This is a genomic window from Microbacterium sp. Gd 4-13, from assembly GCF_003095395.1.
Classification (GTDB): Bacteria; Actinomycetota; Actinomycetes; order Actinomycetales; family Microbacteriaceae; genus Microbacterium.
This window is the reverse complement of the sequence record NZ_QEIJ01000004.1, coordinates 37,380-59,154: the sequence shown is the minus strand read 5'-3', so window position 1 is coordinate 59,154 and position 21,775 is coordinate 37,380. Positions and strand designations below refer to the sequence as shown.

13 protein-coding genes are annotated in these 21,775 nt (G+C 71.1%); 9 read left to right on the top strand and 4 right to left on the bottom strand.

What is annotated here, in order from left to right; all coding sequences use genetic code 11:
• Nucleotides 1-175: 175 nt before the first annotated feature.
• Nucleotides 176-1,600 (top strand): HNH endonuclease signature motif containing protein, encoded by a 1,425-nt coding sequence (locus DEA06_RS09210; RefSeq protein ID WP_116647702.1) that lies wholly within the window; start codon nt 176-178, stop codon nt 1,598-1,600.
• Nucleotides 1,601-1,677: 77 nt separating this feature from the next.
• On the opposite strand, the gene DEA06_RS09205 is transcribed toward DEA06_RS09210, so the two are convergent.
• The gene (locus DEA06_RS09205) at nt 1,678-6,870 is read right to left on the bottom strand and encodes a lamin tail domain-containing protein (RefSeq protein WP_133241736.1); all 5,193 of its coding nucleotides are present in this window, start codon (nt 6,868-6,870) and stop codon (nt 1,678-1,680) included.
• 209 nt (nt 6,871-7,079) lie between these two features.
• On the opposite strand from DEA06_RS09205, the gene DEA06_RS09200 reads away from it, so the two are divergent.
• Together DEA06_RS09200 and DEA06_RS09195 are read left to right on the top strand one after the other, a co-directional pair.
• Nucleotides 7,080-7,520, top strand: a complete 441-nt coding sequence (locus tag DEA06_RS09200; RefSeq protein ID WP_116647700.1) for a MarR family winged helix-turn-helix transcriptional regulator — start codon at nt 7,080-7,082, stop codon at nt 7,518-7,520.
• Between the two features lie 109 nt (nt 7,521-7,629).
• On the top strand, nt 7,630-9,096 hold the full coding sequence (locus DEA06_RS09195; protein ID WP_116647699.1) for a DUF6421 family protein: 1,467 nt from the start codon (nt 7,630-7,632) through the stop codon (nt 9,094-9,096).
• 54 nt (nt 9,097-9,150) lie between these two features.
• Here the strand turns inward: DEA06_RS09195 and coaBC are convergent, their stop codons facing one another.
• Entirely contained in the window at nt 9,151-10,365 is a 1,215-nt protein-coding gene (gene coaBC / locus DEA06_RS09190; RefSeq protein ID WP_116647698.1) for a bifunctional phosphopantothenoylcysteine decarboxylase/phosphopantothenate--cysteine ligase CoaBC, read from the bottom strand.
• A gap of 57 nt (nt 10,366-10,422) precedes the next feature.
• Between coaBC and DEA06_RS09185 the strand changes: the two genes are divergently transcribed.
• Together DEA06_RS09185 and DEA06_RS09180 are read left to right on the top strand one after the other, a co-directional pair.
• Nucleotides 10,423-11,142, top strand: a complete 720-nt coding sequence (locus tag DEA06_RS09185; protein WP_116647697.1) for an NRDE family protein — start codon at nt 10,423-10,425, stop codon at nt 11,140-11,142.
• Nucleotides 11,143-11,197: 55 nt separating this feature from the next.
• Nucleotides 11,198-11,914, top strand: coding sequence for an SDR family NAD(P)-dependent oxidoreductase (locus DEA06_RS09180; RefSeq protein WP_116647696.1), 717 nt, complete (start codon nt 11,198-11,200; stop codon nt 11,912-11,914).
• On the opposite strand, the gene DEA06_RS09175 is transcribed toward DEA06_RS09180, so the two are convergent.
• The gene (locus tag DEA06_RS09175; protein WP_116647695.1) at nt 11,915-13,393 is read right to left on the bottom strand and encodes an MFS transporter; all 1,479 of its coding nucleotides are present in this window, start codon (nt 13,391-13,393) and stop codon (nt 11,915-11,917) included.
• Nucleotides 13,394-13,478: 85 nt separating this feature from the next.
• Here DEA06_RS09175 and DEA06_RS09170 point away from each other — a divergent pair, with 85 nt between their 5' ends.
• The gene (locus DEA06_RS09170; RefSeq protein WP_116647694.1) at nt 13,479-14,540 is read left to right on the top strand and encodes a low specificity L-threonine aldolase; all 1,062 of its coding nucleotides are present in this window, start codon (nt 13,479-13,481) and stop codon (nt 14,538-14,540) included.
• A gap of 3 nt (nt 14,541-14,543) precedes the next feature.
• Here the strand turns inward: DEA06_RS09170 and DEA06_RS09165 are convergent, their stop codons facing one another.
• Nucleotides 14,544-15,164 (bottom strand): NUDIX hydrolase family protein, encoded by a 621-nt coding sequence (locus DEA06_RS09165; protein WP_116647693.1) that lies wholly within the window; start codon nt 15,162-15,164, stop codon nt 14,544-14,546.
• A gap of 89 nt (nt 15,165-15,253) precedes the next feature.
• Between DEA06_RS09165 and DEA06_RS09160 the strand changes: the two genes are divergently transcribed.
• From DEA06_RS09160 to DEA06_RS09150, 3 genes are all read left to right on the top strand, one after another.
• Nucleotides 15,254-15,976 (top strand): alpha/beta hydrolase-fold protein, encoded by a 723-nt coding sequence (locus DEA06_RS09160; protein WP_116647692.1) that lies wholly within the window; start codon nt 15,254-15,256, stop codon nt 15,974-15,976.
• Between the two features lie 94 nt (nt 15,977-16,070).
• Nucleotides 16,071-20,840, top strand: a complete 4,770-nt coding sequence (locus DEA06_RS09155) for an ATP-dependent helicase (RefSeq protein ID WP_116647691.1) — start codon at nt 16,071-16,073, stop codon at nt 20,838-20,840.
• Nucleotides 20,833-21,609: a DNA-formamidopyrimidine glycosylase family protein gene (locus tag DEA06_RS09150; RefSeq protein ID WP_116647690.1), complete on the top strand. Its 777-nt coding sequence runs from the start codon at nt 20,833-20,835 to the stop codon at nt 21,607-21,609. The genes DEA06_RS09155 and DEA06_RS09150 overlap by 8 nt, the downstream gene beginning before the upstream one ends.
• The last annotated feature ends 166 nt before the right edge of the window (nt 21,610-21,775 follow it).

Here is a 21,775-nt window from a genome sequence, read left to right as displayed (position 1 = left end):
CTCTTGGTGCAAGGGACAAGGGCCGGTCGGAAGCCTCTCCGACCGGCCCTTACTTGTTCCCGGCGACGTGTCTTCCTCTCCTCCCCAGACCGCCCGTGCGCCGCGTTTTCCACAGGAGTGATTGTGCCTCTGATCTGGGCCTGACGATGTCGGAGGCCCCCGCCAGAATGTATGCATGACACACCGGCGAACCGAGATCGGCGAGGCCCTCGATGCGCTCCGCATCGCGCTCGCGCCGATGCTCGAGGGCGACGGCATCCGTGGGGCCGACGACGACCGCCTGCTCGACCTGGCCGCCGATGCCGAATCTCTCGGACGACTCATCGATGCGCTGCGGATCGATATCGCGGGCGAGATCGGCCACCGATCGCGGCCTGAACGCGGTGACGAGATCCTCTCCCGGGTTCGCGGATGCAGGTCGGCGTCCGAATTGATCGAGAGAGTGACGCTCGTTTCGAGCGCAACGGCACGACGACGCCTGAAGGCCGCGCCTCCCCTGCGCCGCCGAACGTCGCTGACGGGCGAGGGCCTGCCGGCGCCTCTCGACCATGTGCGCGCCGCTGTGCTCTCGGGTGAGATCGGCACCGACGCAGCAGCCGCGATCGCCGACGCGCTCATCCCGCTTCGTGATCGCGGTGTCGCCGCAGACGAGATCGATGCCGCCGAGCAGGCCCTCGTCGACGCGGCGGCGGGCACGATCGCATCACCGGCAGTCTCTGCCGACGAGGTCTCGATCATGGCCAAGGTCTGGGCGCTCCACCTCGACCCCGACGGCGCCCTGCCCGACCGCGATCGCGCAGAACGTCGTCGATCCCTCTCGATCGGCCGCGAGCGCGACGGGATCGTTCCGATGCGGGGCGACCTCTTGCCCGAGGTCGCCGCGCAGCTCCAGCGCATGATCGGCGCCTACCTCAACCCTCGCGTGACGGCCGGCCCGACCTTCGTCCCCGACGACGCGGAGTTCGACAGCGACGACCCGTTGATCGACCCGCGCACGCAGGCCCAGCGGCGCCACGACGCTCTGTCGGGGGTGCTTCACGTCGCCGCGGGAGCGAAAGACGCGCCGCTCCTGGGCGGCGCCGCCCCGACTCTCGTCGTGACCGCGTCAGAAGAACAGCTCGCCCGCGACGACGGCGTCGCCTTCGTCTCGGGAGCGCGCGACGCCGGCGCCGTGCCGATCTCCGTCGCCCGCCACATCGGGTGCGCCGGAGCGGTGCAACGCCTCGTGATCGCACCCGACGGGCGCATCGTCGAGCTCGGGTCGCCGCAGCGCATCTTCCCCGCTCACACGCGGCGCGCCATCGGAGTGCGAGACGGGGAGTGCATCATTCCCGGATGCCACGTTCCCGCCGCGTGGTGCGAGGTGCATCACGTGCGACCTGCCGCGCAGGGCGGCCCGACCCATACCGACAACGGCGTCCTGCTGTGTTGGCACCATCATCGGACGATCGAGACCGCCGGGTGGGAGATCCGGATGGTGCGCGGCGTGCCATGGATCAGGGCGCCTCGATGGCTCGACCCCGCCCAACGATGGCGCACCACCGCGGGCTCGCCGCAACGCCGACTGTCCGCCCTGTCGAGGGCAGCCCCCGGCGCCTGACCGAACGGCAGCAGAGCGGCGGATGCTGCGAGCCTCGGTGAGCCCGCAGCATCCGCCGCTTGATTCCTCGATGTCGCCTACATCACCCGACGACGGCGCAGCAGGAGAAGAAGGGCGCCGGCGAGCGCGAGCCCGAACGCCCCGAACACCCACGGTGCGAGATCGGCCGCGTCGGAACCCGTGGTCGCCAGATCGCGGTCGCCGCCGCCCGCCGTGTCTGCCGCAGAACCCGGACCGCTCGAACCGCCGGCGCCGCCCGATCCGGAACCACCCGAACCCGGCTCACCCGCCCCCGGTTCTCCCGCCCCCGGCTGACCGGTCCCGGGCCCACCCGTTCCCGGCCCACCCGTTCCCGGCCCACCCGTTCCCGGCTCACCGGTCCCGGGTCCACCCGTTCCCGGCTCCTCCGGCTCAGGCTCGACGGCGGCGTCGACCACCGTGAACGTCGACACCGGCGAGTAGTCGACCGCGCCGTAGGGATCGGTCGTGCGCACGTACCATCCGTGCTCGCCGAGCTGCGTCACCGACCACGTCGCCTCCACAGTGGTGCCGCTCTCGACGTTCTCGAACGAGGCGATCTGCGTCGGGGAGAGCACCTCGGCCGTGAACGAGTCGGTGCCCAGGGTGCGCACGCCCGGCACGATGCCGAGCTGGTCGTACGTCAACTCGAACTGCTGGTGCACGTAGGGGTCACTCGGATCGATGACCGGGTCGAGCAGGTTCGGGTCGTCGGAGTTGTAGTCGTCCAGCGACGGGGAGTAGGTGCGTACCATCATCTTCTCCCCCTCGTTGTCGAAGTGCAGCAGACGCAGGTACCCCAAGCCGCCCTCGGGCAGCCCCTGGTAGTCGAACAGCATCGAGTAGACGGTGCGGTCGTTCACGCCGTCCCCGTCGTCGTCGAACGAGTCCTCACGGGTGAGGGCGTCGTGGTAGTGGCCGGAGAACACCATCTTCACGTTGGGGTTCGTCGCCACGACCTCGTCGAGGATCCGCTGCGGGATGTCGCCGAGACCGCCCGTGGTCAGGATGAACTCGTGCTGCGCCAGGATCGCGACGCGATCGGGGTACCGCGCGAGCACCTCGTTCATCCACGCGATCTCTTCGTCACCGGGTCCCCATCCCTGGTAGACCATGATGAAGTCGATGCCGCCGGCCGAGATCAGGTCGTAGTGTCCTCGGTTGTCCTGGTAGCTCTCGCCGTACCAGGGGTTGCCCGCGAACCGGTCTGCGCCGAACCACTTCGCGTACTCGCTGTAGTCGGCCAGTTCCGATCCGACGTCGTGGTTGCCGGCGAGGACACCGTACGGCAGACCCGCCTCGTCCAGACGCGCGTACTGCGGGTCGGCGTTGTCCTTCCACTGGTACTCCTGGTTCCAGTCGTCGACGATGTCGCCGGTGTGGAACAGGTACTGCAGGTTGAGCTCGTCACGCTGGTCGAGCAGGTACGAGTGGATCGCCTCCTGGTGCTTGAAGGGATTCCCGGGCACCGTGTTCTCGTTGTAGTACTGGGTGTCCGACTCCCACGCGAGGGTGAAGTCGTAGTCCGACCGCGCCACGTCGTCGGGATTGTTCGGCGTGATCACCGAGTCGCGTGTGCTGAGGTCCTCGCCCGCGAACCCCTCGGAGTGCTGCACCAGCATCCGCACCTTTCCGTCGCGCACGTGGTCCGCCGCCGGAACGCTTCCCGAGAGCTCGAACTGCTCGCCGTCCGTCGTCGAGACGTGACGGTCGATCTCGTCCCAGCCCGAGCCGTCGCCGCGGAGCGCGTAGAGGAAGACGGTCGCATCGGCGTTCGCGCGCCCCTGCCACGTGGTGCGCACCTGAGAGCCGGCGACGTCGTCGCCCACCGCGATGTCGAACAACTGGTACGGGAACTCGGAGGCCGACGAGACGTCGGTCCCGACGCCGTCCAACGGCGCGAGCGCCCGCAGTTCATCGGCCGACAACACCCCGACCGCCTCACGGCGAGTGTCGAGCGCATCGTTGACGGTGCCCGACTGCGCGGTCACCTCGGCGTCGGAGAGATCGAACCGCTCGCCCTCGAGGAACTGCACGTCGAGCACGTCGCCCATCGGGTCATCCACCGTGGCGCGCAGCGTCACGTCGCCGGCCTTCACCTCCGCGCCATCGGTCGGCGCGACGACGTCGGAGGACGGCTGCTCCTCGAAGGTCTGGAAGGTCGCCGACCAGGTCGCGGAGTTGCCGAGGGCGTCGACCGCCGTGATCTCCATCACGTGGTCGCCGGGGCTCAGCGTCACCGACGACGTCGTGTACGGAAGCTCGATCGGCTCACCGTCGAGGGTGACGGCGCTCGAGGCGACGCCCGCTCCCGCGTCGGTGATGGATGCGTCGAGGACGAACTCGCCCCGGTACTCGTCGTCGACCGTGGAGGTGACCACGGGCGCCGTGTTGTCGACCGTCACGGTGCGAGTCGCGGTGTCGCCACCGTCGGACGCGACGATCTCGACCGGCCCGTCCGCCCCAGACGCGGTGTCCCATGCGGTCGACACCGCCGAGAACGCATCAGCGGGCAGCGTGAACCGCGCGTCGAAGTAGTCGAGCTTGCCGGTCGGCCCGCCCGAGCCGTTGACACTGTCGCCCATGCCGAGCACCTTCGACGGGTCGTCGTAGCCGCTCGGGGTGAGCGTACGACCGTCGGGGAGGATGAGCCGGAGGCCGCGGATGTCGAAGTCGTCGTTGTTCTCGCCGAGGTCGATCTCCGGCGCCTTCTTGGTGCCGGCCCACACGCTGACGACGAGCTCGTCGCCCTGACGCACGTGCTCCAGCGGCACGGCGGTCGTGAGGGTCTCCCAGTCGTTGATCGTGTGATCGAAGATGCGCAGGACATCGCGATCTTCGCCGTCGCCGACGAGCACGCCGTTCTTGAAGTAGAAGTTGACCCCCGACACCTCGAAGGCGAAGACGGGCGCGCGCTCCAGGCTCGGCTCGGTCGCGACCTGCTCACCGCCGATCGACAGCTGCACGGTGGAGGGGTAGCTCTCGCCGGCGGCGATCACGTCGGTGACCCCCGAGACGAACTGGTCGTCGTCGAGGTTCAGACGCACGGGCGAGGTGTCGACCCCGTCGACGGCCACGCGGGTCGTCTCGAGCGTCGTCTGGTTGGTGCCATCGCTCGCCACCACGGAGTACTCGTACCAGGCCTTGCCCGTCAGGTCGACGGCGGGGACGACGTAGGTGTAGACACCCTCGCCGCTGTCACGCAGGTTGATGGTGCGTGAACCGGAGTCGACGTCGTTCGAAAGCGTCAGAGTGGCCGTGCGAGCGTCGACGTCGTCGGCGATCTCGAAGGTCAGCGTGAAGTCGGCCCCGGGAGCGATCGAGTCGGCGGTGCGGTCGGTGATCGTGGGCGCCACGGTGTCGGCGGGGACGATCTGCAGACCGGCCGGCACCTGGTCGGCCTGCACCGTGCCGGGAGTGGCGGGAGCGAGGTCGAGCAGGCGGGCCTGCGCGGCGTCTTCCTCATCGGCGATGTAGCGGATTCCCTGATCGGGCTGCACATCGTCGGTCGGCAGGTTCATGTTGTACAGCGCTTGGCTCACGATGTGGCCGGTGTTGGTGACCACCTCGATGCCGCGGGCGCTGCCGTTGGCCATACCTGCGCTGGTGATCTCGACGAGGTTCTCGCCCATCGTGAGCGACGTGCCGAAGGCTGCGTTGAAGTCCGCCGCGCCGAGCGCCGCGTTGCCGCCGTTCTTGATCCAGAAGACCAGGGTCTGTCCCGGGGCGATCTCGACGTCGCCGGGGACGGCCGGCCACAGCACCGACGTGCCGTTGTCGGGGTAGAGGTAGTTGATCGAGTAGTCCGAGAAGTCGACGGCAGAGTCGCTCGCGTTGTAGACCTCGATGAACTCGTACGCGTCGGACCCAGCGAGGTTGATGCGGGAGTCGGGCAGCACCTCGGTCACCTGCAGCGATGCGGTGGTCACCCTCGCATCGGGCTGCGGGTCGAACCCGGGCGTCGAGTCGAACGGCTCGCCGACCGGCGGTGTCGTCTCGGTGGGGCCGGGAGTCGGGGTGGGTTCCCCGGCGGGCACGACGAGAGCGGCCGGGTCGACGACACCGGGGCTGGGAGCCGCCTTCGACGCGAACAGGTCGAGCGCCTTGGATCCCCGGGTGGCGGGCAAGGCGAAGTGCGCCGTCAGGTCGACTCCGACGGAGCCGGCGGGGTAGAACGAACGACTGACGAGCTGTCCGTCACGGATGATCCGGATGCCGCGGTCTCCGCCGTTGGCCATACCGGGCTGACCCGACACCCGCACCACGCGGGTCTCGGCGGGCACGCTCCACTGCGTGCGGAACTGCTCCTCGGTCTTGCTGAACGAATCGACGTTGCCGGACGTGTAGCTGAGCCAGTAGACGATCGTCTCGCCCGCGCGCACGACGGTGTCACCGCCGACGACCAGTTCGACACCGCCGTCCACGGCGTCCGACTGGTCGGAACCGTAGCGGAAGGAGTACCCGGCGTTCAGATCGATGTCTGCTGCCGTGGTGTTGTGCACCTCGAAGAACTCGTAGTCGTCGAACGAGACGTTGTCGGGTGCGATCTCGGTGACCACGAGCGGCCACGGGTTTTCTTCGCCGGGCTCGGGCTCAGGCTCCGGATCTGGCTCCGGGCGCACGAGTGCTTCGGGGGCGACCACACCGGGCGAGCGCGGTGCCGAGGTGCTCAGCGCCTCGAGCCCGAGGTCGGCCGCGTCCTGGGGCAACCGGAAGTGCGTTGCGAGGTCGCCGCCGAACCCACCGGCGGGAACGTGCGACCACGAGATGAGCGTGTCTCCCTGAACGACGCGGATGCCGCGGTCCCCCGCGTTCGCGATGCCTGCCTGCCCCGTGACCCGCACCACCTGGGTGTCGGCCGGCACGGAGTGGTACGCACGGAACTCCTCGATCGAGCGCGCGAAGGAGTCGACCGACGTGCTGGTGTAGCTCAGCCACAGCACGGCGGTCTCGCCGCCGTCCAGCACGAGCGGCTCCGAGACGGTGAGCGGCACATCGCGGTCTCGCACGTCGGAGTCGACGTAGGAGTAGGCGAACGCGATGCCGGATGCGGCGAGATCGATCGCGGCATCCGCCGTGTTGCGCACCTCGATGTACTCATAGCTGTCGACACCGACGTTGTCGCCGACGATCTCGGTCACGATGATCGACGGCGCGGAAGCCGGAGCCGCTGTCGCCGACGGGGCCAGCGCGAGAACGGACACCAGCGCGGCGACGATGCCTACTGCGGGGAGGGAACGGGAAAAGGGCACGAAGACCAGGCCTTCCAGGGGGGAGGAGTGCAAACGCGACCGAAGGTACGGACGCAGCAAGGCTGGACCGTGAACCACGGAGGGGGAGAAGGTGGCCGGGAGGTGACGCGCCGCGTCACCTCGGTGTGATACGCCCGACGGCATATCGCGCCGCATCCGACCGCCCCGCCATCGCCCCTCGCCGGCGTCCGACCCGTAATCTGGAAGACATGACAGATCGCCGCCTCGCTGTGGAGGCCTGGGAGAGCCTGTTCCGAGCCCAGCACGAGGTGTTCGACGAACTGCGCGGCGATTTCGACGACAGCGACATGTCGCAGGCGGAGTACGACGTGCTGCTCACGGTCACCCGCGGCGACGACATGACGGCGCGGCTTCGCGACGTGACCGCCAACATGCTCATCAGCCAGCCGAGCGTCTCGCGGCTGGTCGACCGCATGGTCGCGAACGGGCTGCTGTCGAAATGCCCCGACCCCGACGACGGCCGCGGCACCCTGGTTCGTGCCACCGAGGCCGGCGTCTCGTCGTTCCGACGCGTCGCGTCGATCCACGGCGCATCGATCGCCCGGCGCATGTCGCTCCTTTCGAACGACGAGCTCGCCCAGCTGCGCGATCTCGCCTCGAAGCTGCGCGCCCCGCGCCCCCGCTCCTGAACGCCCCCCGCTTCTGATCAACGCCGACGAGTAGCCTGAGAGGGCACACCGTCGACGATGTCGGAGCCGCCCGCGCTGCCCCGACTCGAGTCCGAGGATCGGAGGTTCCATGTCCATCACGCACCCTCTCGGCACTGAGAAGGTCATCATCGGCGAACCCGAGGTCGTCGAGGACGCCTCCACGGTCGGAGCCGACGCCGTCGAAGACAGCGCCGAGTGGCTTTCGCTGAAGGCCGCGGCGATCGCGCTGCAGGGCCTGCAGGCCGACGACGGCTCGATCCCGGATGCGTCGCACCACCCGTCGGCGAGCGCCCACGTCGCGACGATCACGACGGCGATCGAGAAGCTCGCACCGCGGTTCCCCGCCGACGCGGCCTACCTCGCGGCGTCCGTCGCCGATTTCGACACGTGGCGTGCCGGGGGGTTCGGGATACCCGACTTCCTCGATTCGCTCGTCGCCTTCCAGCCGCAACAGCACCGGGTCGACGGCGCGCGCCACCTCGTCGTCTTCCCCATGTACACGCAGAACGGTTCGTCGCGCCGTCTCGTGGAGGCGGTGCTCGTCGAAGCGATCTGGCCGGACTTCATCGCGCGCCTCGAGACGGAGTACACCAACCGCCTCTTCGTCTCGTTACGTCTGGTGGACTTCACGCCGGGGTACGACACGAACTCCGCCGTGCTGTTCCCCGAGACCGTGTCGATGCGCGAGGTGCCGCCGTTCACGTGGGGCGCGATCTTCCAAGACCGCGAGGCCGCCAGATACCGCCGTGTGGTGCGCGCCGCCGCCGAGATCACGAAGCTCGACCTGCCCGACGCCGCCGCACGGATGCTGGAAGACAGCGCGCTCACCGAGCAGACGTTCGTGATGTGGGACCTCATCCACGACCGCACGCACATGCGCGGCGACCTGCCGTTCGACCCGTTCATGATCAAGCAGCGGATGCCGTACTTCCTCTACTCGCTCGAGGAGCTGCGGTGCGATCTCACCGCGTTCCGCGAATGCGTGGCGATCCAACGGCGGCTGCAGGACCGCGTCGACGCGCTCGCCGTCGGCGAGCCGGCGCTCCCGTTGGACGCGGCGGAGCAGTCGATGCTCGAGCACGCCGCCCTCGTGCAGTACGCCGTGATCTTCGATCGGATCTTCCGCTTCGCGATCACGGGCACACGCGTGCGCAACTACGACGGCGTCGGCGGACAGCTGCTGTTCGCCTGGCTGCACCAGCGCGGCGTGCTGCACTGGACCGACACGTCGCTCGCGTTCGACTGGCACGAGGTGCCGGCCGCCGTCGTCGCCCTCGGCGATGCGATCGACGAGCTGTACTGGCGTTCGATCGACCGCCCGAAAACGACGCACTGGCTCGCCGCCTACGAGCTCGTCCGCGGCACGCTCGAGCCTCACCCCGCGTCGGCCTGGGCGCGCGGGCTCCCCGACGAGGTGCTGGCCGGCCCCCCGAAGGGGTTCACCGACGCCGTGCGTGATGACGAGTTCCCGCTGTCGATGTTCTACGAAGCGCTCGAGAAGAAGATGCGCCCGGTGATCGAGTCGACCGCCGGGATCCGCGCCGACGACGCCTGACGGGCGGGCGTCCGCGGCATCCTCGCCTTCTCGGATGACGGATGCTGCGGACGCTCAGCCGCGCCGCGTCAGCACGGCGTCCCAGACGGCATCGGCGACCTCGCGCTTGGTGCCGCGTGCCCGCGCGACCACCTCGCCGGCACCATCGACCACGACCACGTCGTTGTCGGCGGTGCCGAATCCCGTCTCGCCCGCGACGTCGTTCGCGACGAGCAGGTCGACGCCCTTGCGCGCCGCCTTGCGGCGGGCGCGAGCGAGGAGGTCGTCGTCGTCCGCGGCAGTCTCGGCGGCGAACCCGACGATCGTCTGCCCCTCGCGCCGGCGCTCGGCGAGCCCGGCGAGGACGTCCCGCGTGCGCACGAGTTCGAGGGTCAGGCCGGGGCCCGCGGCGTCTTCCTTGCTGAGCTTGCGGTCGGGCACGTGCGCGGCGCGATAGTCCGCGACGGCAGCGACCATCACGACCGCGTCGGCGGTGTCGGCCTCGCGCTCCATGGCCGCGTCGAGCTCGGCGGCGGTGCCGACCCGTTCGATGCGGATGCGGGGGTGCAGCGCCGCCTCGGCGAGCGCCCCGTCGTCGACGTGGGCGGCGACGAGCACCACCCGTGCGCCGCGGTCGGCTGCGGCGAGGGCGATGGCCGCTCCCTGGCGGCCGCTCGATCGGTTCCCGAGGAACCGCACCGGATCGATCGGCTCGCGGGTGCCGCCCGTGGAGACGGCGACGGCGAGACCGTCGAGATCGCAGCGGTGCGCGAGGAGCGCGAGGGCGGCGCCGGCGATCGCGTCGGGCTCCGTCATGCGCCCGGGGCCGGAGTCTCCCCCGGTCAACGGTCCGCTCTCCGGGCCGATCACGTGCACCCCTCGAGAGCGGAGCGTGTCGACGTTGGCTCGGGTCGCGGGATGGTTCCACATCTCCGTGTGCATGGCCGGAGCCACCAGCACCGGGGCGGACGTTGCCAGGAGCGTCGTGCCCAGGAGGTCTTTCGCGAGGCCCGCGGCCATGCCGGCCAGGGTGTTCGCGGTCGCCGGCGCGACGATCACGAGGTCGGCCGAGCGGCCGAGCGCGACGTGACGCACCTCGGCGACGTCGTCGTGCACACTGGTGGTGACGGGGTGGCGGCTGATCGCCTCCCACGTCGTGAGCCCGACGAAACGCAGGGCGTCGTCCGTGGGGACGACGTGCACGTCGTGACCGCGCGTGACGAGCAGACGCACGAGGTGCACGGTCTTGTACGCGGCGATACCGCCGGTGACCCCCACGACGATGAACACCCGCCCATCCTTCCACGCCCACCCCGATGAGGAGCCAGACATGACGCCGGAGCCCCCGTGTGCACGGTGATCGTGCGCGTGCCCGCGCACACCGACGAGCCCGTGCGGATGCTCGCGATCCGCGATGAGGACCCCCGTCGAGCGTGGGATCCGCTCGGCCCGTGGTGGCCCGATTCGCACCCCGGGGTCGTCGGCGTGCGTGACGCGCGCGCCGGGGGCGCCTGGCTCGCCGCCGACCCCGCCCGCTCGCGCGTGTCGGTGATCCTGAACCGCCACGAGGTCGAGGGTGCCACCGGTTCGCGGGGCGCCGTCGTGCTCGACGCCGTCGCCGGGCAGGCCCCCGTCGCCGTCCCGCCCACACACGGGTTCAACCTGGTCGACATCGACGCGAACGGAGCGCGGGTGACGTCGTGGGACGGCGATGCGGTGCGCTCCACCCGGCTCGAGCCGGGCGTGCACATGATCGCCCACGACGAGGTCGACGACGCACAGACCCCGCGGATCGCGGAGTGGCTGAGCGCGTTCGACGCCGCGCCCAGCGACGCCGCCGACGGCCCCTGGTACGCCGAGTGGCTCGCGGTGCTCGAACGGAGCGCTGCGCTGCCGCCGACCGATGACCGCGCGATCGTGCGCGACAACCGCCCGCACGGGATCCCGACGCTGTCGCTGCTGATGTGCGCCGCGACGATCGACGGAAGCGGGGTCGACATCGTCTACGGCGAGCTCGACGCACCGGGCGCGTGGAACCGCCCCGCCCTCCACCACGTGTCCGCCTGACGCGTCCGCGCCCGCAGGGGGTGCAGGCGGAGTGCCGCACTGGGAGACTGGGGCGATGGACAACGACGTCGCTCCCTCCGCAGCATCCGCTCCCGCGTCCGGCGTCGCCGGACGAACGATCCTGCTCGCCGGCGGGACGAGCGCGGCCGGCAGGGCGGCGGCGGTCGCGCTGACCCGCGCCGACGCGCGCGTGGTCGTGGCGGGTCGCGATCCGGAGAAACTCGCGACCGTGCTCGCCCAGGCCCCCGGAACCCTCACGATCGCCGCCGACCTCACCGACGAAGACGCCGTCGCCGACCTCGCCCGCACCGTGCACGACGAGATCGGCGCCGTCGACGGCGTGCTGCACCTCGTCGGCGGATGGCGCGGCGGCGGCGGGCTCGCCGCACAGAGCGAGAGCGACTTCCGCTTCCTCGAGCGCTCGCTGACCGCGCTCCGATTCGTCTCGCGCGCCTTCGACGCCGACCTGCGGGAGTCATCGGCCGGTCGCCTGGCGATCGTCTCGTCCACGGCCGTCGCGCGACCCCTCGCCGGCGGCGCGAACTACGCCGCGGTCAAGGCCGCGAGCGAAGCGTGGACCCGCGCCGTCGGGCAGGGGTTCGCCAGAGCGGCCCGCGACGACGCGCGCGAGCTGAGCGCGGCCGCCGTGATCTTCCGGGCGAAGAGCCTGGACGGACTCGAAGGCGCACTTGCCGACGCGTTCATCGCCCTGTGGTCGGACGACGCCGAGGACTGGAACGACGTCATCGTCGAACTCGGCGACGGCGGCTGATCAGGGCTTCTCTGCCGTCGGAGCGACCGGAGCGGTCTCAGCCGTCGCCGTCTTCGGGCTCGCCGCGTTCGGGCTCGCCCCGGCGGCGTCGGCACTGTCGCCCTCGACCGGATCGGGCGCCTGCTGATACTGCACCGACAGGATGCGGTACGACCGGGTGAGGAAAGCCAGCACCCCGAGCACGACCATCACGAGACCCGCGCCGACGAAGACGAGCGCGATCCCTCGCGCCTCGCCGCCTCCGAGCAGCCATCCCCACGTGGCGCGCCCGCTGTCGTCGTTCATGTACGGGATGATCAGGAACTCCGCGAGCGGGGCGATGAGGAACGCCGTCACGGGAGCCGCGGCCGACTCGAAGGCCGCCGCGAATCCGAACACGCGGCCCTGCTGACGGAACGGCACCACCCGCTGGATCACCGTCTGCTCTGCCGCTTCGACGGCGGGGACGAGGGCCATGTAGACGAAGATGCCCACGGCGTAGAGCCACCACCACTCGCGGATCGTGAACACCATCCCGAGCACGCCCATGCCGATGACGACCAGCAGCATCGTGCGGATCGGGTTCTTGCCGAGCCCGAACTTGGCGATGAAGAGCCCGCCCGCGATGAAGCCGGTCGCCGAGACGCCGAGCACCGCGCCCCACACCTCGACGCTGAACATCTCGAGACCGTACGGGTCCATCAGCGCCATGTAGACGCCGCCGATGAGGTTGTTGAACGTCGAGAAGATGATGAGCGCGAACAGCCCCGACGCGGCCATCACGGCCGTGATGCTGCCGCGCAGATCGATCCCCGACCGCTTCTGGCCGTCGAGCGAGGGCTTCTCTTCGGGGATGCGCAGCGTCAGCAGGTGCACGAGCGCGACGAGCGTCATCGTCACGGCGATCGCCAGCGTCCACCCCATGCCGAGGAGTCCGATCGACAGACCGCTGAACACGCTCGTGACCACGAAGGCGATGCCCTGCACCGTGCCCACGAGCCCATTGGCGTTGGCGTGACGTTCGACGGGCATGAGCAGGGTCACCGTGGTCGCCAGCGCGATGTTGCGCATGTTCTCGATGACCGCGCCGAACAGGATGATGCCGGAGAAGAGCCAGAACCACGGACCGGTGAGGTCGAGCAGCGCGCTCTCGGGGAAGAGGAGGTAGAGCGCGCCCCCGACGACGAACGCCACGAGGGTCACGACGCTCGAGAACACCATCACCCGGTGCTTGCGGTTGCGGTCGACGATCGACCCGAAGAGCATCGCGAACACGGCGAGCAGCAGCATGTAGGCGCCGCCGATGATGCCGGTCGCCAGCACCGACTCGGTCTCGATGTAGACCCAGAACGTCAGCGCGAACCAGAGGTAGCTCGTGGTGACGTTCGCCACCGCGGTATTGACGAGGATCTGCGCGAAGGTGCGCGGCCCGCTCGCCGGCGGCACGACCGACGCCGGTGCCGTGAGCGGCGCGTCGGGGTCGTCGGGGCGGGCGGACATGAGGGAAGGGTATCGACGGGCTCCGACATCGGCGAGCGTCCATGCGCGCGCATCCGTCGGGGCGGCGCGCCTAGGCTGGGTTGCCGTGACCACCATCCACGATCCGGCCGTGCGCGGCTTCGCCTCCGACAACTATTCCGGAGTGCATCCCGAGGTGCTGGCGGCGATCGCCGCAGCCAACGACGGCCACCAGGTCGCCTACGGCGAGGACGTCTACACGAGACGCCTGCAGGAGGTGTTCGTCGGCCACCTCGGCGAGGGCGTCGAGGCGTTCCCGGTGTTCAACGGCACGGGCGCCAACGTCGTGGGCCTGCAGTCCATGCTCCCCCGCTGGGGCGCCGTGGTCACCGCGACGACCGCCCACATCAACGTCGACGAGGGCGGCGCGCCCGAGCGGGTCGCCGGGATCAAGCTCCTCACCGTCCCGACCGACGACGGCAAGCTCACCCCCGAGCTGATCGACCGGGAGGCGTGGGGGTGGGGCGACGAGCACCGCGCGCAGCCCCTGGTCGTCTCCCTCACCCAGACGACCGAGCTCGGCACGCTCTACACTCCCGACGAGATCCGCGCGATCGCCGACCACATCCACCCGCTCGGGATGCGCCTGCACCTCGACGGTGCGCGCATCGCCAACGCCGCCGCCGCGCTCGACCTGCCGCTGCGCGCCTTCACGCGCGACGCCGGCGTCGACGTGCTGAGCTTCGGGGGCACGAAGAACGGCGCCATGATCGGCGAGGCCGTGGTCGTGCTCGATCCCGCGGCATCCGAGGGTCTCCCCTTCCTGCGCAAACTCAACATGCAGCTCTCGAGCAAGATGCGCTTCGTCTCGGCGCAGCTCATCGCGCTGCTCGAGGGCGATCTCTGGCTGCAGAACGCCCGGCATTCGAACGCGATGGCGCAGCGCCTGCGCGCCGGCGTCGAGGCCGGCATCGCCGACGGATCCATCACCGGGGTGTCGTTCACGCAGCCCACGCAGGCGAACGGCGTGTTCGCCGTGCTCCCCGAGGGCGTCGCCGACCGCCTGCGCGAGCGTTTCCGCTTCTACGACTGGGACGAGAAGCGTCGCGAGGTGCGCTGGATGTGCAGCTTCGACACGACCGAGCACGACGTCGACGCGTTCGTCGCCGCGGTGGCCGAGCTCACCTGAGGGTCAGCGCAGGGCGCCCACGCTCGCCAGGGCCAGGCGGATGAGGGTTCCGCGCCCGCCCTCCATCTCATCGGCGAGGGCATCGGATGCTGCTTCCTCGGGCGAGAGCCACGTGACCTCGAGGGCGTCCTGACGCGGCTCGCACGTGCCGGTCACGGGCACGACGAACGCGAGCGAGACGGCGTGCTGCCGATCGTCGTGGAACGGGCTGAGCCCCGGCATCGGGAAGTACTCGGCGACCGTGAAGGGCGTCGGCGACGGCGGCAGCAGGGGGAAGGCCATCGGCCCGAGGTCGTTCTCGAGGTGACGGAAGAGCGCGTCGCGCACGGTCTCGCCGTAGCGGATGCGGCCCGAGACGAGCGTGCGGGTCATCTCGCCGATCGGGGTCGCGCGCAGGAGGATGCCGACCTGCACGACCGTACCCATGCCGTCGGTGCGCACGGGGAGGGCTTCGACGTAGATCATCGGCAGCCGGCGGCGCGCCTCGGTGAGCTCGATGTCGCTCAGCCACCCGGGGTTGCCGTTGCTCTGCGTCGACGGCGTACCGAACGTCGACCCCAGCGGATCGCGGGGGCTCTCGTCGCCGCTGTCGTCGGGTTCGGGGTCGGGGGTGCGCACGGGCATGCTCCTTGTATATCAACACCGGCGCGCATCCGCCGAGGGCACGCTCCATCGCCGAGGCGGATGTCGGAGCGCCCTGCGACACTGGAGACATGAGCGAGCTCGCGCCTCTCGACCCGTCCGTCGTGCTCTGGTCCACCGAACCGGCCGAGCGTCGCGGCCGCCCGCTGCTGGTCGTGCTGCACGGCTACGGTGCCGACGAGGCCGACCTGTTCGCCCTCGCGGCGCACCTGCCGTCCGAGTTCGTCGTCGCCGCGGTGCGCGCGCCGCTGACCCCACCCTTCCCCGCACCCGGGTTCTCGTGGTACCCGATCGAGGGACTGAACGGCCGCGATTCCGCCCACGTCACCGCCGCGGCCGAGCGGCTCATCGAGTGGGTCGACGCGTCGACCGACGCCGCGACCGTGGGCCTCCTGGGCTTCTCGCAGGGCGGTGCGGTGTCGCTGCAGGCACTGCGGGTCGCTCCCGACCGCTTCGCCTTCGCCGTCAACCTCTCCGGCTACGCCTCCCCGGGCGAGCTGCCCGGCGACGCCGCCCTCGCTGAGCGGCGACCGCCCGTCTTCTGGGGACGAGGCACGCACGACGACGTCATCCCGGGTGCGCTCGTCGAGCACACGATCGACTGGCTCCCCCGGCACTCCGACCTCAGCGGCCGGGTCTACCCGGGGCTCACCCACGGGGTCTCCGGCCCCGAGCTCGACGACGTGCACGGGTTCCTCGTGAAGCGGCTGGCAGATGCCGCGGGGTCGGGCGCCGGCGCCGAGCCGGTGCCGCCCTCGGCCGAAGAGGGTGCGCCGCAGCATCCGCTCGGCTGATGTCGGAGGCGCGGTCCGTCGCCGCCTCCTCCCCCGGTGCCGCCAGAACCGTCAAGCCCGAGCGGATGTCGGAGGGGCGGGAGAAGATGGACGAATGAGCGACGTGCTCGAGCGTTTCAGCCCCGCGACGCAAGACTGGTTCCGGGGCGCGTTCCCCGCGCCCACGAGCGCCCAGACCGGCGCGTGGGAGGCCATCTCCGCGGGCCGGAGCGCACTCGTGGTCGCCCCGACCGGATCAGGTAAGACGCTGTCGGCGTTCCTCTGGGCGATCGACCGGGTGTTCCGTGACCGCGTCGCGGCCGACCGGCGCGAGAAGAAGACAGATGCCGCCGCCACCGCGAACGGCCGACGCCGCGGCGCGTCGACCGCGCGCGATGCGAAGACGCCCGCCGAACCCCGCACCCGCGTGCTCTACATCTCGCCGCTGAAGGCGCTGGGCGTCGACGTCGAGCGCAACCTCCGCTCCCCGCTCGTGGGCATCGGCCAGTCCGCCCGACGGCTGGGTCTCGAGGCCCCCGCCGTCACCGTCGGGGTGCGCTCGGGCGACACGACGTCGAGCGATCGCCGAAAGCTCGTCTCCGATCCGCCCGACATCCTCATCACGACGCCCGAGTCGCTGTACCTGATGCTCACGAGCCAGGCGGGCGACACTCTCCGCGGGGTGCACACCGTCATCATCGACGAGGTGCACGCCGTTGCCGCCACCAAGCGCGGAGCCCACCTCGCGGTGAGCCTCGAACGCCTCGACGCGCTGCGGCGCTCCTACGACCCCGACGTCGCGCCCGCCCAGCGCATCGGGCTCTCCGCCACCGTGCGCCCGATCGACGAGGTGGCCCGCTTCCTCGGCGGCGCCGCGCCCGTCGACATCGTCGCGCCGCGCGCCACCAAGGCCTTCGACCTGTCGGTCGTCGTCCCCGTCGACGACATGATGAACCCGCCGCCGCCCCCCGGCTCCGACGCGCCCGCGCCGGGCGGGGAGGACTGGTTCGCCGAGGGGTCGCCGAGCGAGAACACCGAGGTCACCGGGTCGGTGTGGCCCCACGTCGAAGAGGCGATCGTCGACCGCATCCTGACGCACCGCTCGACCATCGTCTTCTCCAACTCCCGCCGTCTCGCCGAGCGGCTGACGGGTCGGCTGAACGAGATCTACGCCGAGAGGCTGGGGCTCGACCTGCCCGACCCCACGGTGCCTGCCGCCACGATGGCGCAGGCCGGTTCGTCGGCCGGAGCCGATCCCGTGCTCGCCAAGGCGCACCACGGCTCGGTCTCGAAAGAGCAGCGCGCCCAGGTCGAAGACGAGCTGAAGTCGGGCGTGCTGCGCTGCGTCGTCGCGACCAGCAGCCTCGAGCTGGGCATCGACATGGGCGCGGTCGACCTCGTGATCCAGGTCGAGGCACCGCCGAGCGCGGCCTCGGGGCTGCAGCGCATCGGACGCGCGGGGCACCAGGTCGGCGAGGTCAGCCGTGCCGCTCTCTTCCCCAAGCACCGCAGCGACGTGCTCCACACGGCGGTCGTGACGGAACGGATGCTGGCGGGCCAGATCGAGGCGATCTCGGTGCCGCAGAATCCGCTCGACATCCTCGCGCAGCAGACCGTCGCCGCCTGCGCGCTGGGCGCGATCGACGTCGAGGAGTGGTTCGAGACCGTCAAGCGCAGCGCGCCGTTCCGCTCGCTCCCCCGCTCGGCGTACGAGGCGACCCTCGACCTGCTCGCCGGCCGCTACCCGTCCGACGAGTTCGCCGAGCTCCGTCCGCGAGTCGTCTGGGACCGCGACGCGGGCACCCTCACCGGGCGCCCCGGAGCGCAGCGCATCGCGGTGACCAGCGGCGGCACGATCCCCGACCGCGGCCTGTTCGGCGTGTTCATCGCGGGCGAGTCGCAGAACGCCCGCGTCGGCGAACTCGACGAGGAGATGGTCTACGAGTCGCGCGTGAACGACGTCTTCACCCTGGGCACCACGAGCTGGCGCATCGTCGAGATCACGCACGATCGCGTGAACGTGCTGCCCGCTTTCGGGCAGCCCGGGAAACTCCCTTTCTGGCACGGCGACGGCATCGGCCGGCCCGCCGAGCTCGGCGAGGCGCTGGGCACCTTCTCGCGGGAGGTCTCCGCCGCCGAGCACTCGAAGGCCGAGGCGCGTCTGCGCGAATCGGGTCTCGACGACAACGCGATCACGAACCTCCTCTCCTATATCGCCGAGCAGCGCGAGGCGACCGGCACCCTGCCGACCGACAAGACGCTCACGGTCGAGCGCAGTCGCGACGAGGTCGGCGACTGGCGCGTGATCCTGCATTCCCCGTACGGCATGCAGGTGCACTCGCCCTGGGCACTGGCGGTCAACGCCCGCATCCGCGAGCGGCTCGGAGTCGAAGGATCGGCCGTGGCGAGCGACGACGGCATCATCGCGCGCATCCCGGATGCGACGGCCGAGCCGCCGGGGGCCGAGCTCTTCGTCTTCGACGCGGCCGAGCTCGAGCAGATCGTCACCGACGAGGTCGGCGGCTCGGCGCTGTTCGCCTCCCGCTTCCGCGAGTGCGCGGCGCGCGCGCTGCTGCTCCCCCGCATCAACCCCAACCGACGCTCGCCGCTGTGGCAGCAGCGTCAGCGCTCGGCGCAGCTTCTCGAGGTCGCCCGTCGGCATCCGACGTTCCCGATCATCCTCGAGACCCTCCGCGAGGTGCTGCAAGACGTCTACGACCTCCCGGCGCTGCTGCGCATCTCGCGCAGCATCGCCGATCGACGCATCCGGCTGGTCGAGATCACCACCTCGCAGCCGTCGCCCTACGCCCGCGACCTGCTCTTCGGCTACGTCGGCGCGTTCATGTACGAGGGCGACTCACCGCTCGCCGAGCGTCGGGCCGCCGCCCTCTCGGTCGACCCGGCGCTCCTGAGCGAGCTGCTGGGCCGCGTCGAGATGCGCGAGCTCCTCGACCCCGACGTCATCGCGCAGTTCGAGCGCGAGGCGCAGCGGCTCGACCCCGAGCGCCGCGCCCGCGGGATCGAGGGTGTCGCCGACCTGATCCGCATCCTCGGACCGCTGGGTGCCGACGAGGTGGCGCTGCGCCTCGCACCCGCCGACGCCCCGTCGGTCGACGACGACACGGCGACGCCCCCCGCCACCGCGGCCGAAGCATCCGCCCACCTCGACGCTCTCGTCGACGAGCGCCGCGCGATCCGCGTGACGATCGCCGGGGAAGCGAGGGTGGCCGCGATCGAAGACGCCGCCCGCCTGCGCGACGCGCTCGGTGCCGCGCTCCCGGTCGGACTCCCGAACGCGTTCCTCGAGCCGATGCCCGATCCGCTCGGCGACCTCGTCGCCCGGCACGCGCGCACCCACGGTCCGTTCACCGCCGACGCCGTCGCCCGCCGGCTGGGCGTCGGCATCGCGGTCGCCCGGCACACGCTCCAGCGTCTCGAGTCGCAGGGTCGCGTGTCGAGCGGTTTCTTCCTGCCCTCGTCAGAGTCCGGCGGCGCCGAAGGGCGCGGCGACGAGACCGAGTGGTGCGACACCGAGGTGCTGCGGCGACTCCGGATGCGCTCGCTCGCGGCGATCCGCGGAAGCGTCGAGCCGGTGCCGCCGACCGCATACGCCCGGTTCCTCCCCGTCTGGCAGCACCTGCAGCGCCCGCTCGAAGGGATCGACGGGGTGGCAGCGGTCGTCGAGCAGCTCGCGGGCGTGCCGATCCCGGCGAGCGCGTGGGAGTCGCTGATCCTGCCGTCGCGGGTGCGCGACTACACGCCGGCCATGCTCGACGAGCTGACGGCGACGGGCGAGGTCGTCTGGTCGGGCACGGGCACGCTCCCCGGGCGCGACGGCTGGGTCGCGCTGCACCCCGCCGACGCGGCCGCCCTCACCCTCGCCGAGCCGGAGGAGGACGTCGCCGCCGATTCGCTCGAAGCACGGGTGATCGAGGCCCTCACCGGCGGCGGCGCCTACTTCGCCGCCCAACTGCGGCAGGCCGCGGGCGCCGACAACGAACAGTCGATCGTCGACGCACTCTGGTCGCTGACGTGGGCGGGGCGGGTGACGAACGACACGTTCGCGCCGATCCGCACCCTCGTCGGCGGGGGCGGGCAGGCCCACCGGGTGGCTCGGAAGGCTCCGCGCGCGCGGATGTACCGCGGCGCGTCGATCCCGCGCCCGTCGGCGCCGCCGCGCCCGCCCGCACTGGGTGGCCGGTGGTCGCTGCTGCCCGGCCGCGAGGCCGACCCCGCGGTGCGGGCGACGGCGACGGGCAGCCTGCTGCTCGACCGCTACGGCGTGGTCACCCGGGGCGCGGTGCAGGCGGAGGGCGTGTCGGGCGGATTCGCGCAGGTGTACCGCGTGCTCGCCGGCTTCGAGGAGGCCGGGCACTGCCGTCGCGGGTACGTCATCGAGAAGCTCGGTGCCGCGCAGTTCGCCGCCTCCGCGACGGTCGACCGGCTGCGCGAGTTCGCCGCCCTCCCCGACCCCGCGCCGCTGCGGGCGGTCACCCTCGCCGCGACCGACCCCGCCAACCCCTACGGCGCCGCTCTCGCGTGGCCCGCGCTCGACGGGATCACCCACCGGCCGGGGCGGAAGGCCGGCGGCCTCGTCGTGCTCGTCGACGGCGCTCTCGTGCTCTACCTCGAGCGCGGCGGGCGCACGGCCCTCGTCTTCACCGATGACGAGGCCGTGCTGCAGGCGGCGACCCGCGATCTGGCGGGTACGGCGAAAGCCCGGCGGCTCGACACGCTCACGATCGAGCAGGTCAACGGCGCCTTCGTCTACGGCACCGCCGTGGGGCGGGCACTGCGCGACGCCGGCTTCGTCGAGTCGCCGCGGGGCCTCACACTCCGACGCGTGACCGCCGGCGACGCACTGCGAGAGGCGACGCGTGCCTGAGGGCGATACCGTCCACCGGGCAGCCTCGAAGCTGGCCGAGGCGCTCACCGGCACGGTCGTGACCCGGTTCGACATCCGCGTGCCCGGCAGCGCCACGGCCGACCTGCGCGGCGAGACCGTGCACAGCGTCATCCCTCGTGGCAAACACCTGCTCGAACGCATCGGCGGCTACACCCTCCATTCGCACCTCAAGATGGAGGGCCGGTGGGACGTCTACCCGGTCGGCGGACGATGGCGGCGCCCGGCCTACACGGCTCGCGCGATCGTCGGCAACACCCGATGGGAGACGGTCGGCTTCGACCTGGCGATGGTCGAGGTGCTGCGCACCGACGACGAGCACCGCATCATCGGACACCTCGGCCCCGATCCCCTGGCCGACGACTGGGATGCCGCCGAGGCGGTGCGGCGCGTGAGCGCCGATTCGCGCGCGGCCCACGTCGCTCTTCTCGACCAGCGCAACGTCGCCGGCTTCGGCAATGTCTACGCCAACGAGATGCTGTTCGTGCGCGGCATCGCGCCCACGACCCCCGCCACCGAGATCGATGTCGCCGCCCTCATCGATCTGGGCGCGCGGATGATCCGCGCCAATCTGCCTCGCCCCGAGCGCACCTTCACCGGCGACACCCGTCCCGGACGGCGGTTCTGGGTGTACGGGCGCGACGGCAAAGCGTGCCGTCGGTGCGGCACGCTCGTGCGGGGCGGGTCTCTCGGCGCGAACGCCACGAGCGAGCGCAACGTGTTCTGGTGCCCGAGGTGCCAAGCGGGGTGAGCCCCCGCGGCGCATCGCTTCGCGTGCGCGCTTTCGTCGCCCGGTGCCTTCGCACGCGGATCCGCTCCGCTCCCCGCACTCGCTCCCCTGCCGCATCCGGTGCCTTACACCCACAACTCGTGACAGGGGAGCGGTCTCTTTCTCGCTCCCCTGGCGCGAATGGCGA

Excerpts from the sequence above, each read along its gene's own strand:
- DEA06_RS09210 (WP_116647702.1), top strand. The coding sequence starts at position 176 with ATGACACACCGGCGAACCGAGATCGGCGAGGCCCTCGATGCGCTCCGC.
- DEA06_RS09200 (WP_116647700.1), top strand. The coding sequence starts at position 7,080 with ATGACAGATCGCCGCCTCGCTGTGGAGGCCTGGGAGAGCCTGTTCCGA.
- DEA06_RS09195 (WP_116647699.1), top strand. The coding sequence starts at position 7,630 with ATGTCCATCACGCACCCTCTCGGCACTGAGAAGGTCATCATCGGCGAA.
- DEA06_RS09180 (WP_116647696.1), top strand. The coding sequence starts at position 11,198 with ATGGACAACGACGTCGCTCCCTCCGCAGCATCCGCTCCCGCGTCCGGC.
- DEA06_RS09175 (WP_116647695.1), bottom strand. The coding sequence starts at position 13,393 with ATGTCCGCCCGCCCCGACGACCCCGACGCGCCGCTCACGGCACCGGCG.
- DEA06_RS09165 (WP_116647693.1), bottom strand. The coding sequence starts at position 15,164 with ATGCCCGTGCGCACCCCCGACCCCGAACCCGACGACAGCGGCGACGAG.
- DEA06_RS09160 (WP_116647692.1), top strand. The coding sequence starts at position 15,254 with ATGAGCGAGCTCGCGCCTCTCGACCCGTCCGTCGTGCTCTGGTCCACC.
- DEA06_RS09155 (WP_116647691.1), top strand. The coding sequence starts at position 16,071 with ATGAGCGACGTGCTCGAGCGTTTCAGCCCCGCGACGCAAGACTGGTTC.